Origin of the sequence: Nonomuraea sp. NPDC051191 (assembly GCF_044455665.1) — a bacterium.
In the GTDB taxonomy this organism is placed as follows: Bacteria; Actinomycetota; Actinomycetes; order Streptosporangiales; family Streptosporangiaceae; genus Nonomuraea.
On the sequence record NZ_JBITEZ010000001.1, the window covers coordinates 606,490 to 619,157 of the forward strand.

Annotated in this window: 19 protein-coding genes; 13 read left to right on the forward strand and 6 right to left on the reverse strand. The window is 66.9% G+C overall.

Translation table 11 applies throughout. The features are described 5' to 3' along the window. Positions 1-80: 80 nt before the first annotated feature. Complete coding sequence (locus tag ACIA8R_RS02900) at positions 81-815, reverse strand: XRE family transcriptional regulator (protein WP_397036169.1); 735 nt, start codon at positions 813-815, stop codon at positions 81-83. A 145-nt stretch (positions 816-960) separates the two neighbouring features. On the opposite strand from ACIA8R_RS02900, the gene ACIA8R_RS02905 reads away from it, so the two are divergent. The 3 genes from ACIA8R_RS02905 to ACIA8R_RS02915 all read left to right on the forward strand — a co-directional run bounded on the left by ACIA8R_RS02905 (position 961) and on the right by ACIA8R_RS02915 (position 2,404). Then, positions 961-1,308 carry a hypothetical protein gene (locus ACIA8R_RS02905; protein ID WP_397036171.1) on the forward strand — a complete coding sequence of 116 codons (348 nt, stop codon included), beginning with the start codon at positions 961-963 and terminating at the stop codon, positions 1,306-1,308. Further along, the gene (locus ACIA8R_RS02910) at positions 1,289-1,771 is read left to right on the forward strand and encodes a GntR family transcriptional regulator (protein WP_397036173.1); all 483 of its coding nucleotides are present in this window, start codon (positions 1,289-1,291) and stop codon (positions 1,769-1,771) included. Before ACIA8R_RS02905 ends, ACIA8R_RS02910 begins: the two co-directional genes overlap by 20 nt. A gap of 66 nt (positions 1,772-1,837) precedes the next feature. Next, positions 1,838-2,404, forward strand: coding sequence for an HD domain-containing protein (locus ACIA8R_RS02915; RefSeq protein WP_397036175.1), 567 nt, complete (start codon positions 1,838-1,840; stop codon positions 2,402-2,404). On the opposite strand, the gene ACIA8R_RS02920 is transcribed toward ACIA8R_RS02915, so the two are convergent. Next, a complete protein-coding gene (locus ACIA8R_RS02920) occupies positions 2,372-2,848 on the reverse strand; it encodes an NUDIX hydrolase (RefSeq protein ID WP_397036177.1) in 477 nt (158 codons plus the stop codon). The two genes, ACIA8R_RS02915 and ACIA8R_RS02920, sit on opposite strands and share 33 nt — an antisense overlap. A gap of 2 nt (positions 2,849-2,850) precedes the next feature. After that, complete coding sequence (locus ACIA8R_RS02925; protein ID WP_397036179.1) at positions 2,851-3,591, reverse strand: helix-turn-helix domain-containing protein; 741 nt, start codon at positions 3,589-3,591, stop codon at positions 2,851-2,853. A gap of 152 nt (positions 3,592-3,743) precedes the next feature. Between ACIA8R_RS02925 and ACIA8R_RS02930 the strand changes: the two genes are divergently transcribed. After that, a complete protein-coding gene (locus ACIA8R_RS02930) occupies positions 3,744-3,959 on the forward strand; it encodes a hypothetical protein (protein WP_397036181.1) in 216 nt (71 codons plus the stop codon). Further along, a complete protein-coding gene (locus ACIA8R_RS02935) occupies positions 3,956-4,147 on the forward strand; it encodes a hypothetical protein (protein WP_397036183.1) in 192 nt (63 codons plus the stop codon). Before ACIA8R_RS02930 ends, ACIA8R_RS02935 begins: the two co-directional genes overlap by 4 nt. Here the strand turns inward: ACIA8R_RS02935 and ACIA8R_RS02940 are convergent. Then, positions 4,107-4,472, reverse strand: a complete 366-nt coding sequence (locus ACIA8R_RS02940; protein ID WP_397036185.1) for a GntR family transcriptional regulator — start codon at positions 4,470-4,472, stop codon at positions 4,107-4,109. The genes ACIA8R_RS02935 and ACIA8R_RS02940 overlap by 41 nt on opposite strands. A 111-nt stretch (positions 4,473-4,583) precedes the next feature. On the opposite strand from ACIA8R_RS02940, the gene ACIA8R_RS02945 reads away from it, so the two are divergent. The 8 genes from ACIA8R_RS02945 to ACIA8R_RS02980 all read left to right on the forward strand — a co-directional run bounded on the left by ACIA8R_RS02945 (position 4,584) and on the right by ACIA8R_RS02980 (position 10,418). Further along, on the forward strand, positions 4,584-4,913 hold the full coding sequence (locus tag ACIA8R_RS02945; protein WP_397036187.1) for a hypothetical protein: 330 nt from the start codon (positions 4,584-4,586) through the stop codon (positions 4,911-4,913). Next, positions 4,906-6,225, forward strand: a complete 1,320-nt coding sequence (locus ACIA8R_RS02950) for an FtsK/SpoIIIE domain-containing protein (RefSeq protein WP_397036189.1) — start codon at positions 4,906-4,908, stop codon at positions 6,223-6,225. Before ACIA8R_RS02945 ends, ACIA8R_RS02950 begins: the two co-directional genes overlap by 8 nt. Positions 6,226-6,244: 19 nt before the next feature. Continuing rightward, the gene (locus ACIA8R_RS02955; protein ID WP_397036191.1) at positions 6,245-6,886 is read left to right on the forward strand and encodes a DUF2637 domain-containing protein; all 642 of its coding nucleotides are present in this window, start codon (positions 6,245-6,247) and stop codon (positions 6,884-6,886) included. A gap of 15 nt (positions 6,887-6,901) precedes the next feature. Beyond that, positions 6,902-7,243 (forward strand): hypothetical protein, encoded by a 342-nt coding sequence (locus ACIA8R_RS02960; RefSeq protein WP_397036193.1) that lies wholly within the window; start codon positions 6,902-6,904, stop codon positions 7,241-7,243. An 18-nt stretch (positions 7,244-7,261) separates the two neighbouring features. Then, entirely contained in the window at positions 7,262-7,420 is a 159-nt protein-coding gene (locus ACIA8R_RS02965) for a hypothetical protein (RefSeq protein ID WP_357994540.1), read from the forward strand. 252 nt (positions 7,421-7,672) lie between these two features. Further along, a complete protein-coding gene (locus tag ACIA8R_RS02970; RefSeq protein WP_397036535.1) occupies positions 7,673-9,022 on the forward strand; it encodes a replication initiator in 1,350 nt (449 codons plus the stop codon). After that, entirely contained in the window at positions 9,019-9,204 is a 186-nt protein-coding gene (locus ACIA8R_RS02975) for a helix-turn-helix domain-containing protein (protein WP_397036195.1), read from the forward strand. Before ACIA8R_RS02970 ends, ACIA8R_RS02975 begins: the two co-directional genes overlap by 4 nt. Beyond that, on the forward strand, positions 9,201-10,418 hold the full coding sequence (locus tag ACIA8R_RS02980; protein WP_397036197.1) for a tyrosine-type recombinase/integrase: 1,218 nt from the start codon (positions 9,201-9,203) through the stop codon (positions 10,416-10,418). The genes ACIA8R_RS02975 and ACIA8R_RS02980 overlap by 4 nt, the downstream gene beginning before the upstream one ends. A gap of 295 nt (positions 10,419-10,713) precedes the next feature. Here the strand turns inward: ACIA8R_RS02980 and ACIA8R_RS02985 are convergent, their stop codons facing one another. Beyond that, entirely contained in the window at positions 10,714-11,121 is a 408-nt protein-coding gene (locus tag ACIA8R_RS02985) for a hypothetical protein (protein ID WP_397036199.1), read from the reverse strand. A gap of 2 nt (positions 11,122-11,123) precedes the next feature. After that, the gene (locus ACIA8R_RS02990; RefSeq protein WP_397036201.1) at positions 11,124-12,275 is read right to left on the reverse strand and encodes a hypothetical protein; all 1,152 of its coding nucleotides are present in this window, start codon (positions 12,273-12,275) and stop codon (positions 11,124-11,126) included. Positions 12,276-12,668 lie beyond the last annotated feature (393 nt).

Here is a 12,668-nt window from a genome sequence, read left to right on the forward strand (position 1 = left end):
CGACGCGCGGCGAGACGCCGAAGGCGGGTCGCCTTTAATGACGTGTAGAGAAGTTGCTTTCAGGGCGGTCCAGTATCTGGTCAGGTCTCGTTGTCGTGGGGCGCAGCAGCTGCCCAGATGCGTACGAAGCTGGTGAGGTAGACCGCGGCTGCGCCCTGCTCCTCCTTGTGGTGGAGGTACATGACGGGGGCTTCGGCGGCTGGGGTGGCGTAGGCGTGGAGGTTGACCAGGAGTTCGTTGTCTGCGCGGAAGATGGAGTTGTAGAGGACGGTTCGGTGGAGGCGGATCTCTACGTTGGGGACGTCGTGTAGCCGGCGGTAGAGGGTTAGGGCGTTCTTGATGCGGGCGGCCATGACTGCGGGGCCAATGCCCTCGTCGGTGCCGCGTCTGGCGACCTGGGGGCTTTCGGGGTCGCCGAGGAGGATTCGGATCTTGACGCCTGCTCGGGCACGGACGGTGAGGATGTCGAGGATTTTGCCGTCTTCCGGGAGGAACAGGCCGCTGTAGGTGAGGATGTCGATCTCCTCGGTTGCGCCTTGGAAGAGGGTGTGCCAGACGCTCTGGTGGACGGCCCAGCGGTGGGGGTAGATGGCGCGTACGTCGCCGGCGAGGGCGAGGTGTTGTTGGGCTACCTGCGGCCACAGGTCGGCTTCGTGGACCTGGAGGAGGTCGGCGATGGCCCAGCGGTGGCGTGGGTAGGGGATGCGGCCCTGGAGCCAGCGGTGGACGGTCTTGGGGTCCACGGTGAGGGCTGCCGCGACATCTGTCGGGGTGATGCGGGCTGTGAGCATCGCGTTGCGCAAATGGTCGTTCATGGGGCCCCCGCTCCTGTGAGGGAACCGTCGTTGCCTGCGACGTTAACATGGGACGTCCCTAGACGTCCCCTAGTTGCGGTGTAGAGGTTCCTGATGCCTGGCCGATGCTCGTGGGGCCGGAAGAGCCACCGAAGGGACGGAACACATGCAAAGCGGCCGAGCACAGAGCCTCGCTTATCAGCAGCGTCTGCTGACGGAGCTGGGGAACGGGCTACGACCTCGGGGGATCGCGGCCGTCTTGAAGGCGGCTGAGGATGGGCGTCCTGAGTTGAGCGTCCAGGATCGTCGCTCTCGGATCCGCAAGGTCTACGTCAACGTCCCGTTCTACTGGTTCTATTGGGGTGATCAGCCCGACGAGCGGACCAGTTGCCTCAATCTGGAGGCCGCCATCGACCGGGTTGAGCAAGTCGCCCGGAACGGCTGGCGCACGGGTGAGCAGGCCGAGCTGCGCATCGATCTGGGTCTGATCTCTGATGCGTATCGGCGTGCCTGACGGCATGGCTGTGGACGAATCTCCGTGGCTGACGGGCGGTGCTGTCTACGCCCAGATCGCGGAGCGGCTTCGGGCGCGGATCGTTGCCGGCCGATACCCGGCGGGCGGTTCGCTGCCGTCCGAGGCTGAGTTGTGCGCGGAGTTCCGGGTGGCTAGGAACACGCTCAGGCGTGGCCTGGCCATCCTGGAGCAGGAAGGGGTCATTGTCACGGTTCCCTCGAAAGGCCGCGTGGTGCCGGGGCCGCGGGCGGACACTGCGTACCGATATCAGGTGATCGCCTCTGAGCTGCGCGCTCAGATCGAGAGCGGGGCCCTCGCCGCGGGGGCTGTGTTGCCGAGCGAGAAGGAGCTGCGGCAGCGGTATGAGGCTTCGCGGGAAACGGTGCGGCGGGCGCTCGACCTTCTGGAGCGCGAAGGGTTGGTCGTGGTCGAGCATGGGCGGGGCCGATTCGTTTGCGGATGAGACGTCCTGGGACGTCCGTATCTGGCCCTGGATCGGCCCATATGCGGTCTGTCTAAGGTGAACAGCGTGGAGCATGTCGATTGGGCCTATGGCCTGGCCAAAGAGCTACTGGAGACGACTTTGCCTCTCCGCTGGGCGCATACTCAGGGAGTCGCTGAGCGAGCTGCGTCCCTGACGCCGCTCCTGGGGGAAGAGGCGGACACCTTGATTGCCGCTGCGCTGCTGCACGACATCGGGTACGCCTCGGACCTGGTTGACACGGGCATGCATCAGCTTGACGGCGCTCGCTACCTGCGCGACGTCGCCGGGGCGGATGGGCGGCTGTGCCGCCTGGTGGCCTATCACTCGTGCGCGGACAACGAGGCTCGGCAGCGTGACCTGTTCGACGTGTTGGCCAAGGAGTTCGACCAGGAAGCACCGGACTTGGCCAGGGCGCTTACCTACTGCGACATGACGACCGGCCCGGACGGCCGGCATGTGGACGTCACCGACCGGCTGGCCGAGATCCATTCGCGGTACGGCCCTGAGCATGTGGTCAGCCGGTCGATCACGGACGCCACCCCCTGCATCGTGTCCTCGGTGCGGTCGGTGGAGGCCGCGCTATCCGATGTGCGGCAGGCCGACGCCGGTTAGGTAGTGCTCGATCCGCATGCGCATCGACCGGTCCATCGGCAGGGACGTGATCTCACTTCGAGGCACCCAGCGGACCTCTCGGGACTCCTCGCTCGGAGTCGGCTCACCCTCGACCGTGCGGCCGGTCAGGACGATGGAGAACTCCTGTCGGGCCTCACCGTTCGAGGTGTAGAGGATCACGTGCCGGGGGTCGCTGTAGGTGCCGACCAGGCCGGTGATCTCGCAGGTAATGCCGGTCTCCTCATACGTCTCGCGGATGGCCGCTGCGGGGATGGACTCGCCGAGGTCGATCGCGCCGCCGGGCACGGCCCAGTTGTCGTTGTCGCTGCGGCGGATTATCAGGACGTCCCCGGCCGCGTTGGTGACGATGACGTTGACGGACGGAACCAGGCTGTTCGGCTCGGGCGCGTCGGGGTCGTCGTAGAAGTCGATCCGCTTGGCCATGGTCAGGACTCCACCGGGGTCGCTTGTGCCCATACCTTCTCGAAGCTGTCGGCGTAGGTGGTCACCATCTCGCCGCCGGCCACCCTTCGCAGATGCAGTACAGGTGCGTTCCCGGCGCGGGTGCCGTAAACGTGCATGTTGACCAGGTAGTCGCCGTCAGCCTGGTAGATCGAGTTGTACAGGATCGTCTGATGAAGCCGGAGCTCAAAGTTCTCCAGGGGAAGGAGCGGCCGGTAGAAGATCAGTGCGCTACGGATCTGCGCGGCCATGCTGTCGCCGACGCCCTCGTCCTCTCCCCGCTGGGCGACTTCGGCGCAGCCAGGGTCGCCGAGCAGGACACGGACCCGCACGCCCGCCTGCGCCTTCTCCCCCAGCAGGCGGACCATCGCGGCGTCGTCGGCGAGGAACAAGCCGCTGTAGACCAGGACGCCGATGTCCTGGGACGCGGCGGTGAACAGACGTCCCCAAGCGTCCCGCGGTACGGCCCAGCGGTGTGGATAGATGGCCAGGACCTCGCTCTCGGACGCGGCGACCACCTGTTCCCGCGAGAGGGCCTGCGGCCACAGGTACGTCTCGTCCACACCCAGGTACGAAGCTGTGGCAAACCGGTGCTTACGGTATGGCTCTCGCCCCTTGGTGATCCACCGCTCCACTGTCTTGGGATCGACCTCGATCGCCTCGGCCAGGTCCGCGACGCTCACGCCCTTCTGCAACAGCGCAGCGCGTAGCCGTTCGTTCGCCATCTCACCTGCTCCCAAGGACGTCCGGGGACCTGGACATCGTAGGCCGGACGTCTTGAACATGTCCCGTCGTGTAGTGATCTCGTCCTGACTCTGCGTCGCATCCTCGGTTGCACAACGCCACAACGGCAGCGACCGAAGGAGGAGATGCACCCATGAACACCGAGATCACCATCCCCGCCGAGACGCCCTCGTGCGACTGCGGCAACGCTCTGACCGAGGGGCAGACCCAGTGCTCCAAGTGCCTGGCGCGAAGCCGGTGGGCGCGTAAGGAGCGGGCCCGGAACCGGCGCAACCGGCGACGGACGGAGACCAGGCGTCCCCCGCGCGGCCCCCGCGGCACGTTCGCGATGGGGGTGAGCTGGACGTGAGCTGGCTTCCGCTGATCATCGCCGCCCTGTTGAGCACGACCCTGCTCGTCGGCTACGTCATGGTCCTGGTCGGCATCCGCCGCCAGGACAAGGCCCTGAGCCTGCGCCGGCAGCCTGGCGGGGCCTCGGCCTCACTGGCCCGGAAGGTCACCGGCTGCTACGTCCGGGACGGCGTGACGTGGACGTAGCCAACTGCTCCTCGACCTTCGCGAGGCGTACCGACAAGTCCCGCACGGCGGCGCGCAGCTCGGCCACGTCGGCCTGCTCGTCGCCGGCGGGGCGCTCCTCCGCGTCCCGGACGAACACGCCTTTGCCCTGCTGGCCGATCACCAGGCCCTCGTTGCGCAGGATGCCGACGGCCATCTTCACCACGCTCAGCGAGGCGTCGTACTGCTCGGCGAGTTGCGCGGTGGACGGCAGCGGGGCGCCGGGCGCGAGAGAGCCGCCGTTGATCTGCGCGCGGAGATCGTCGGCGATCTGGAGGTAGCCGGGGCGCCCGGTGTTCTTGACCATCGCCGTCCATCACACCACGAAACATCGACCAAGCCAACCGAGAGGACGTTGACAACCAAGCCAACTAGGTTAACTATGTTGGTGAACGACGAAAGAGGAGGTCACAAGCCCATGCGTTCCATCCCGATTCCTGTGGATGTCGGCAAGCTCGCCATCACCTGCGTCAAGGCACCGCGTCCGCGAGTGCTCAACAGGGACACCGGCGAGATCAAGACTGACAAGAACGGCAACACCGTCTACGAGGTCACCGTCTCCGTCGAGGACGAGTTCGGCCGGATCGAACTCGTCAAGATCGGCATCACCGGCGAACCGCCCATCAGCGTCGGCGACCAGGTCAACGCCGTCGGACTGCTCGGCTACGTCTGGGAGATCGCCGGCCGATGGGGCATCGCCTACCGCGCCTCGGCACTGCTCCCCGCCAGGGAGACCGCCGATGCGTGACGCGCCGTACATGCTCGCAGTCCTGGCCGCCGTCGCGGCCGGGCTGTGGGCCTGGCGCCGCTACCACTACCCGTCCTTCTGGCTCGTGCTCGGCTTCCCGCTCGTCGGCCTGTCGGTACGAGCCTCGTGGCGACGGGTGGCCCTCGGCTGCGGGCTGACCAAGAAGCGGCAGCGCTTCTGGTTCACCACCGTCCCCGGCCTGGTCGCCTCGACCGGCGTCGTCCGCGTCCGGCGCAGGTGGCAGCGCATCGCCGTGGACACCAAGCCGTTCATGTGGCTGCCGCTGCCTACCCGGCACGGCTGGCGCGTCACCCTGCACACCCTGGAGGGCCAGACGCCCGGCGATTACGCCGACGTCGCCGAACGCCTGGCCCACTCCTGGGGCGTCCACGCCATCCGCGTCTCCTCACCCGGTCCCGGCCGCGTCGTCCTCATGGCCACCATGCGCGACCCGCTGGTCAAGGTCGACGAGCTGCCGCCCTCACCGGAACTGCTCAAGGTCACGGTGGGACGGCTGGAGACGGGCAAGCCCTGGACCATCGACTTCCGCACCGTGCCGCACTGGCTGAACGCGGGCGCGACACAGTCCGGCAAGTCGAACCTCGCCAACGCTCTGATCGTCGGGCTGTCTCCGCAACCCGTGGCCCTGGTCGGCTTCGACCTGAAAGGCGGGGTGGAGTTCACGCCCTACAGGCCGCGTCTGTCAGCGCTGGCCACGTCGCGCGCCGAGTCCGGTGGGCTGCTGGATGACCTGGTCGGCCTGATGGTCGATCGCATGGGACTGTGCCGCCAGGCCGGCGCCCGCAACGTCTGGCAGCTTCCGCCCGGTGTGCGGCCCGTCCCGGTCGTGGCCCTGGTCGACGAGCTGGCCGAGCTGTACCTGATGGCCGACAAGTCCGAGAAGGACGAGATCGCCAAAACCTCGACCGCGCTACTGCGGGTCGCTCAGCTCGGACGGGCATTCGGCATCTACCTGTTCTGCTGCGGCCAGCGCATCGGCTCTGACCTCGGCCCCGGCGTCACCGCTCTCCGCGCCCAGTGTTCCGGACGGATCTGCCACCGCGTCAACGACCCCGAGACCGCCACCATGACGCTCGGCGACCTCGACCCCGCCGCCCTCGCCTCAGCTCGTGCCATCCCCGCCGAAACGCCGGGCGTCGCCATCGTCGCCGGTCAAGACGGCCAGTGGTACCGCGCCCGCTCCTACTACGTCACCGAGCAGACCGCCGAACAGGCCGCCCGTGCTCACGCCCACCTCACCCCTGCCTGGGACGAGGTCACCGCCCACCTGCCCGAACCCATCAACGCCTGAACTCATGAAGGGAGGAACGATGCGACGCTTCGCCTGCTGGCTGCTCGACACCGGCCCGATCCTCGTCCTGGCCGTCATCGCGGGCGCCGGATCGTTCACCCACATCCGCGACACCGCCACCGAGCACGGCCAGACCGGCTGGATGTCCTGGGCGGTCGCCGTCTGCATCGACCTGACCTGCGTGATGGCCGCCCGCGAACGCCAACGCGACAAGAGGACCGGCAACCGCCGGCGGGGTCGGCTCTCGTGGCCCGTCCTCGTCCTGACCGGCGGGATCGTCCTGTCCCTGGCCGCCAACCTCGCCCAAGCCGACCCAACCGTCTGGGGCTGGATCACCGCCGCGACTCCGGCCGCCGCCTTCCTCATCGCCGTCTCGATGCTGGAACGCCGCGCCACCCGTCCCGAACCGCCCACCGCCTTGGCGTCCTCGCCCGTCCTGGCGTCGTCCTCGGCTCCGGAACTCGTCCCGTCCCACACCCAGGACGAGGACGACGAGCGGGACAGCGACCTCGCGCCCGCCCTGATCGACTACGCCCGCCGTGTAGCCGACGAACACCACACCCGACACGGCAAGCCCATCACCCGAGACGCCCTACGCGCCCACCTGGGCGTGTCCAACCAACTCGCCTCCGACTTGCTGCGCACCCTGCCCACCGTCTGAAAGGAGAACCGACCCATGACCCACGACCGCCGCACCGCCCTCATCAACGGCCTGCTCGACCTGGCCGCCTTCTTGGAAGCCCATCCCGACGTACCCGTCTCCTCCAGCGTCACCGTCCACCACTTCACCGACCAGGCCAGCGACGCCGATCAGCGCGCCGAGATCGACCAGATCGCCGCCCTCGTCGGCTCGGACATCGACTACGAGGACTCGCCGTACGGCCACTACGCCACCTCGCGCCTGTTCGGCCCGGTGGAGTACCGCGCCGTCGCCATCCTGGCCGCCGCCCGCGCCCGCCACGCCGCCGAAGCCAGCTACCGCGGCTGCATCCAACCCGACCCCACGCCCGCCACCTGACTAGAAGAGGACTCGCCCATGCGCATCCGCATCGACGGCACCCGAGCCGAGATCGTCGACGCCCTGTTCCGCCTACGCCTGCACTTCACCGTCATCGGCGTCTCACGCGCCTACCCCGACCGCACCCGCCCGCATCACTGGCGCATCTACCTCACCACCGCTCGCGACAGGAAGTGACCCGATGGACGAGGTGATCCACTACCGCTGCTGCACCTGCAACGGCACCGGAATCGACTCCGACGACGCCCGCTGCCTCGACTGCGACGGCACCGGCATCGACAACCACGGCGCATAACGCGCAGCGCCCCCGGCCTGGCCGCACATCCGCCAAGACGACTGCCAGGTCGAGGGCCATCCCTTCACCCGAACGAGCGAAAGGAGGTCTCCATCTTGCCCACAACCCACGCCACCGCGCACGCCAAAGCGGGCATGATCGCCCGACTCAACCACCCCGATTACGACCGCTGGGCCAATCAGATTCGCGCCACGGGCGGCTGCCGTCAGCCCATCCACCTCCGCGGCAAGGTCGACCACTACGACCGCGCCACCGGCCAACTCCTGCACCGCTACACCACCCGCACCGAACCTGACGGCATCCTGCGCGTCCCGTGCAAGACCCGCCGGGCCACCCGCTGCCCGTCCTGTGCCGAGACCTACCGCGCTGACACCTACCACCTCATCCGCGCCGGCCTCGTCGGCGGCAAGGGCGTCCCCGAGACCGTCACCACCCACCCAACCTTGTTCATCACCCTGACCGCCCCGTCCTTCGGCCCGGTCCACACCCGCCGCGAACACCACGGCAAGGCCCAGCCCTGCCACGCTCGCCGCAACGCCACCACCTGCCCACACGGCCAAGTCATGTCCTGCACCCAACGCCACAGCAAGGACGACCCGCGCCTCGGCGAACCGCTGTGCCCCGACTGCTACGACTACACCGGCTCCGTCCTGTTCAACGCCCTGGCCCCCCTGCTGTGGAAGCGCTTCGCCGACTCCGTACGCCGCCACCTGGCCAAACTTGGCGGCCTCCTCCTCAAGGACCTCCGCCACCACCTCACCCTCTCCTTCGCCAAGGTCGCCGAATACCAGCGCCGTGGCATCGTCCACTTCCATGCCGTCATCCGCCTCGACGGCCCCAGCGGCCCCGAAGCACCGCCACCGCCCTGGGCCACCGCCGACGCCCTGACCCAAGCCATCGAGCACGCCGCCAAAGCCGTCTCCGCCAAAGCTCCCGCCTACGCCGACCAGCCCGAACGAGTCCTGCGCTGGGGCAACCAACTCGACATCCGCCCCATCGCCCTGAACGGCGACCTCACCGACCAAGCCGTCGCCGGCTACATCGCCAAGTACGCCACCAAAGCCGCCGAATGCGTCGGCACCCTGGACCGCCGCATCAACCCCCTCGACGACCTATCCCTGTACAACCTCCGCGATCACGCCCGCCGCCTCATCACAACCTGCATGGATCTCGGCACCGAACCCGACCTCGCCGAACTCCGTCTCGCCGACTGGGCTCACATGCTCGGCTTCCGCGGCCACTTCTCAACCCGCTCCCGCCGCTACTCCACCACCCTCGGCGACATCCGAGCCGACCGCGAACACCACGCCCGACAAAGCGAGATCACCACCGGCCGCCTCCCGCTCTTCGCCGAAGACGCAGTCCTCGTGATCAGCGAATGGGAGTACGCAGGCAAGGGCCACTCTCTCGGGGACACGCTCCTCGCCGCCGCCCTCACTGGAACGCCATCGGTGACGTTCGAGTACGCAGGAAGCCGCTCATGACTCGGCTACTCCTCACGGTTCCCGAAGCCGCCGAAGCCCTGGCCATCTCACGAAGCAAGCTCTACCAACTGCTCGCTACCGGCGCCGTCGCTTCCATCCGCATCGACGGCTCTCGCCGCATCCCCGTCACGGCCCTAAACGACTACATCACCCGTCTGACCAGGAAGGAGGTCGCCGTATGACCAAGACCTTCATCGGCACACCGGACGAGCAGCCGCGCAAGAAGAAGGCACCCAAGCTTCGTGACGGCGTCATGAAGCGCGGCACCACCTGGTCGTACGTGATCAGGGTCCGCGACCCTGAGACAGGGGAGAGCAGGCCTCGATGGGTAGGCGGCTTCACCTGCGAGGACGATGCCAAGGCGGCTCGTGACGAAGCGCGGGTCAAGGCCCGCCGTGGCGAGTACGTCGACCGCAATACGATCACCGTCCGCGAGTACCTCGATGAGTGGATCGAGGCGCACGCCGTCGAGATCAAGCCCAAGACCCTCGCCGACTACCGGCACATCATCGAGCGATACATCAAGCCCAACATCGGCACGCTGCGGTTGCAGGCCGTTCGGGCTACCGCGATCACCAAGCTGTACCGGGATCTGAGGGCCGGCGGCGGCAAGAACGGGCGGCCGCTCTCCGCACGCACGGTCGACTACGTCCACGCCGTGCTTCGGAAGGCATTCCGTGACGCTGTGAACGTCGATGAGATCCTGGCGTCCAGTCCGGTGGAGAAGGGCAAGCGCCCGCGACGGGAGATCAGCGAGCCCGGCACGGTCTGGACCACGGACCAGCTCAAGACGTTCCTCCTCACTGCTCGCGACCACCGCCTCTGGCCGTTCTTCCACATCGCGGCCTACACGGGTGCCAGGCGCGGTGAGCTGCTTCATCTGCGCTGGTCCGATGTCGACCTTGAGGGCAAGCAGATCACCATTCGCGGCTCGGCCTCGTTCATCGACGGCAAGCGTGTCGAGGGCACTACCAAGAGCGGCCGTAAGCGCGTTGTGAGCCTCGACGCGCGGACGGTCCAGGTCTTCCGTGCACAGCGCTCCCAGCAAGCCGCGGACAAGCTCCAACTCGGTCCTGAGTGGCGAGGCGCCGACGACTACGTGTTCACCACGGGATGGGGCAAGCCCGTTCACCCCGACACGCTCAGCTCGCTCTTCCCGATTCTGATCAAGAGGTACAACCAGGCGAACCCTCGTACGCCATTGCCTCACGCGCGGCTTCACGACCTACGCCACATCCACGCCACGACCCTGCTCCTGGCCAGTGTCCCCGTCCATGTCGTCGCGGCCCGCCTCGGTCACGCTGACCCATCGATCACCCTCAGGGTCTACGCCCATGTGATCCGCGCCGCCGAAGCATCAGCCGCAGACATCTTCGCCGAGGCGATCGGTGAGTGAGAAGGGCGCGTGTTAGCAGAGGTGTTAGCAAGATCCCGAGATGGTCCTGACAAACCAAAAGGCCCGCTCCCAGGAACCCCTGGTTGCGGGCCTTTCGCATGTGTGCGGCCGGAGGTACTCGAAACCCCAACCTTCTGATCCGTAGGGAAGGGCAGACCGTTCGTTGAGGGCACTCCGGCCTGCTCGGGCAGTAGATGCGCGCTGGTCGGGTGCGATCGCGTAAGACAGTGTTGCTGTACGCGCTGCTGTACAGCCAGCGCATCACAGGAGTCGAGGGCCTGTCCGCAGAGACTCGTCAGTCGTCGAAGCTGGCGATCCATTCATCGATGAACTTCGACGCCTCCTCAGCACTGACGACATCGCTCCTGGGGGCGGGGCCGAGGCTCTCGACGAGCAACTCCGGCGATACGGGTTCCCCAGCCACGACTACGTAGCATGACAGGCCCTCACTCATTTGACGTGACATCGAGGAGACGAACGCATCGCGGCGGTACCTGTTGCAGAGCAACAGCAGGTTCTGCTGTTCCAGCTCTGCTCTCAGCTGTCGCAAGGTGTCTTCGAAGTCGATCGATGAGTGAACCCTGATCGGCGAAGCGTTTGCGCGATTCAGCCGGAGCTCATACGTATCGCCATCGGTCTGCGTTGTCACCTGGCAGGGCAGAAGGGATTCGTCGGCCAAGTTGACCAATTCGAGGTCGTGCATGCTCACCTCGGCACGTAGTGGGGGTTCGGAATCCAGACGTCGTCAGCACTTCCGTACTTGCCTGGCTTCCAGGCTCCTTTGATCTGCGAGGGATCGATCCGCTTGAACACGACCTCCTGCTCGCCTCTGAGGTGCTTGAAGCCGGGGCCGTACTTTACCTCCATGCCGTTCCCGCGGTCCTCGATCTCAAAGATGTAGCCCTTGTGTCCGACGGCGAACCCTCGGGCCACGTTCTTGCTCTTCGAGGCGGCGATCAGACCGTTCTCCCCCGAGAGGTGCTGTTCGACGCTCATGTCCGGGTCGCGAGCGGTCATGCCCTTCTCGAAGATTCGCTCCAGTGTCCGGCCGTCTCCCCGGAACAGCGGTGGCACCTCCTTCCCCTTGAGTTCGAAGCGCTCCCCGAAGCGTGAGAGCGTGGCCGTTGGCTTGGGTTTGATCACGCTCTTGGCCGCCTTGCCCAGGGCTCCCACGGCTCGGGTGGTGCCGGAGACGGCGCCGCTTGAGCCGGCGGTTGTGACGGCTGCCACGATGTCCGGGATGAGGCGGCCAAATGCCCGATCGGGATTGGAGGCCCAGGTGTCCCAGTCCAGCACGGACTTGACGAACCCGACCGGGTCCTGAATGCCGTAGAACAGGCTTTGGCCCATGTCGTTGACGCTGCGTTGCCAGCCCATGAAGTCGACGACCGCCCGCGTGGGAGAGTAGTCGATCACCATCTTGCCCAAGCCGGCCAGGCTCTCTACCGTGCCCTTGGCCGTTTCCGTCATCTGGTTGCCGGAGGTCAGGTTCGGGTCGAAGGCGTCCTGGATCTGCTGGCCGATACGGTCCCAGAAGCCGCCTGCCGTGGGCAGGACCGCTCCCGGAGCGAACATCGAACCGTCGACCGAGATAGGCGGCTTGCCAGCGCCGAACAGTTCCGGCTTGTCCAACTCCATGCGTTCCAGGAGCACCAACCGCTTATTGACCTCTGGTCCCTGGGTTCCAGCCCACGCCGCTACCTGACGGATCGTGTCGGCCGAAGCGGTCGACAACCAGGACCCGCGCAGTAAGTTCCATAACTCCTCGCCGATGGAGTCCAGCGATGATTCAGCCTGGCGCAGCGCGTCCTTCAGGCTGCGGACTCCCTCGGGGAGCATGCCCTCGAGCTGACCCATGGGCCTAGCCGGAAGTGTCCGCCGGAGTACGGGCTAACAATGCCCTTAGCTCGTCTACCGCGCCGGCGCACGCCCCGATCAGGGCTTGACGCTGCGCGCTCAGTTCACCGGCGAAGCGCTGCGCGGCTGGGCCGGTCCAGACGTCTTGCGCAATGAGCGCGATCGCCCGGTCCAGACCGGGCCGGGCTTGATCCGCGAGCTGCTCAGCTCGGCGTAAGGCCTGCTCCACTTGCTCCCGGGTCATACGCGACTCCTTCGGACGCAACGATCAAGCATCGGACCAGGGACGTAAGGCCATTGGACAGCGCCTCACCTGCCGCAGCAACCAAATCGCCCGGATTAGTCTGAAGTGTCAGATCATGCGACGCACCGCTTTAGGAGTGCGGCACCCCA

Excerpts from the sequence above, each read along its gene's own strand:
- ACIA8R_RS02980 (WP_397036197.1), top strand. The coding sequence starts at position 9,201 with ATGACCAAGACCTTCATCGGCACACCGGACGAGCAGCCGCGCAAGAAG.
- ACIA8R_RS02970 (WP_397036535.1), top strand. The coding sequence starts at position 7,673 with ATGATCGCCCGACTCAACCACCCCGATTACGACCGCTGGGCCAATCAG.
- ACIA8R_RS02960 (WP_397036193.1), top strand. The coding sequence starts at position 6,902 with ATGACCCACGACCGCCGCACCGCCCTCATCAACGGCCTGCTCGACCTG.
- ACIA8R_RS02985 (WP_397036199.1), bottom strand. The coding sequence starts at position 11,121 with ATGCACGACCTCGAATTGGTCAACTTGGCCGACGAATCCCTTCTGCCC.
- ACIA8R_RS02950 (WP_397036189.1), top strand. The coding sequence starts at position 4,906 with ATGCGTGACGCGCCGTACATGCTCGCAGTCCTGGCCGCCGTCGCGGCC.
- ACIA8R_RS02910 (WP_397036173.1), top strand. The coding sequence starts at position 1,289 with ATGCGTATCGGCGTGCCTGACGGCATGGCTGTGGACGAATCTCCGTGG.
- ACIA8R_RS02965 (WP_357994540.1), top strand. The coding sequence starts at position 7,262 with ATGCGCATCCGCATCGACGGCACCCGAGCCGAGATCGTCGACGCCCTG.
- ACIA8R_RS02930 (WP_397036181.1), top strand. The coding sequence starts at position 3,744 with ATGAACACCGAGATCACCATCCCCGCCGAGACGCCCTCGTGCGACTGC.
- ACIA8R_RS02905 (WP_397036171.1), top strand. The coding sequence starts at position 961 with ATGCAAAGCGGCCGAGCACAGAGCCTCGCTTATCAGCAGCGTCTGCTG.
- ACIA8R_RS02900 (WP_397036169.1), bottom strand. The coding sequence starts at position 815 with ATGAACGACCATTTGCGCAACGCGATGCTCACAGCCCGCATCACCCCG.
- ACIA8R_RS02925 (WP_397036179.1), bottom strand. The coding sequence starts at position 3,591 with ATGGCGAACGAACGGCTACGCGCTGCGCTGTTGCAGAAGGGCGTGAGC.
- ACIA8R_RS02945 (WP_397036187.1), top strand. The coding sequence starts at position 4,584 with ATGCGTTCCATCCCGATTCCTGTGGATGTCGGCAAGCTCGCCATCACC.
- ACIA8R_RS02975 (WP_397036195.1), top strand. The coding sequence starts at position 9,019 with ATGACTCGGCTACTCCTCACGGTTCCCGAAGCCGCCGAAGCCCTGGCC.
- ACIA8R_RS02920 (WP_397036177.1), bottom strand. The coding sequence starts at position 2,848 with ATGGCCAAGCGGATCGACTTCTACGACGACCCCGACGCGCCCGAGCCG.
- ACIA8R_RS02940 (WP_397036185.1), bottom strand. The coding sequence starts at position 4,472 with ATGGTCAAGAACACCGGGCGCCCCGGCTACCTCCAGATCGCCGACGAT.
- ACIA8R_RS02955 (WP_397036191.1), top strand. The coding sequence starts at position 6,245 with ATGCGACGCTTCGCCTGCTGGCTGCTCGACACCGGCCCGATCCTCGTC.
- ACIA8R_RS02990 (WP_397036201.1), bottom strand. The coding sequence starts at position 12,275 with ATGGGTCAGCTCGAGGGCATGCTCCCCGAGGGAGTCCGCAGCCTGAAG.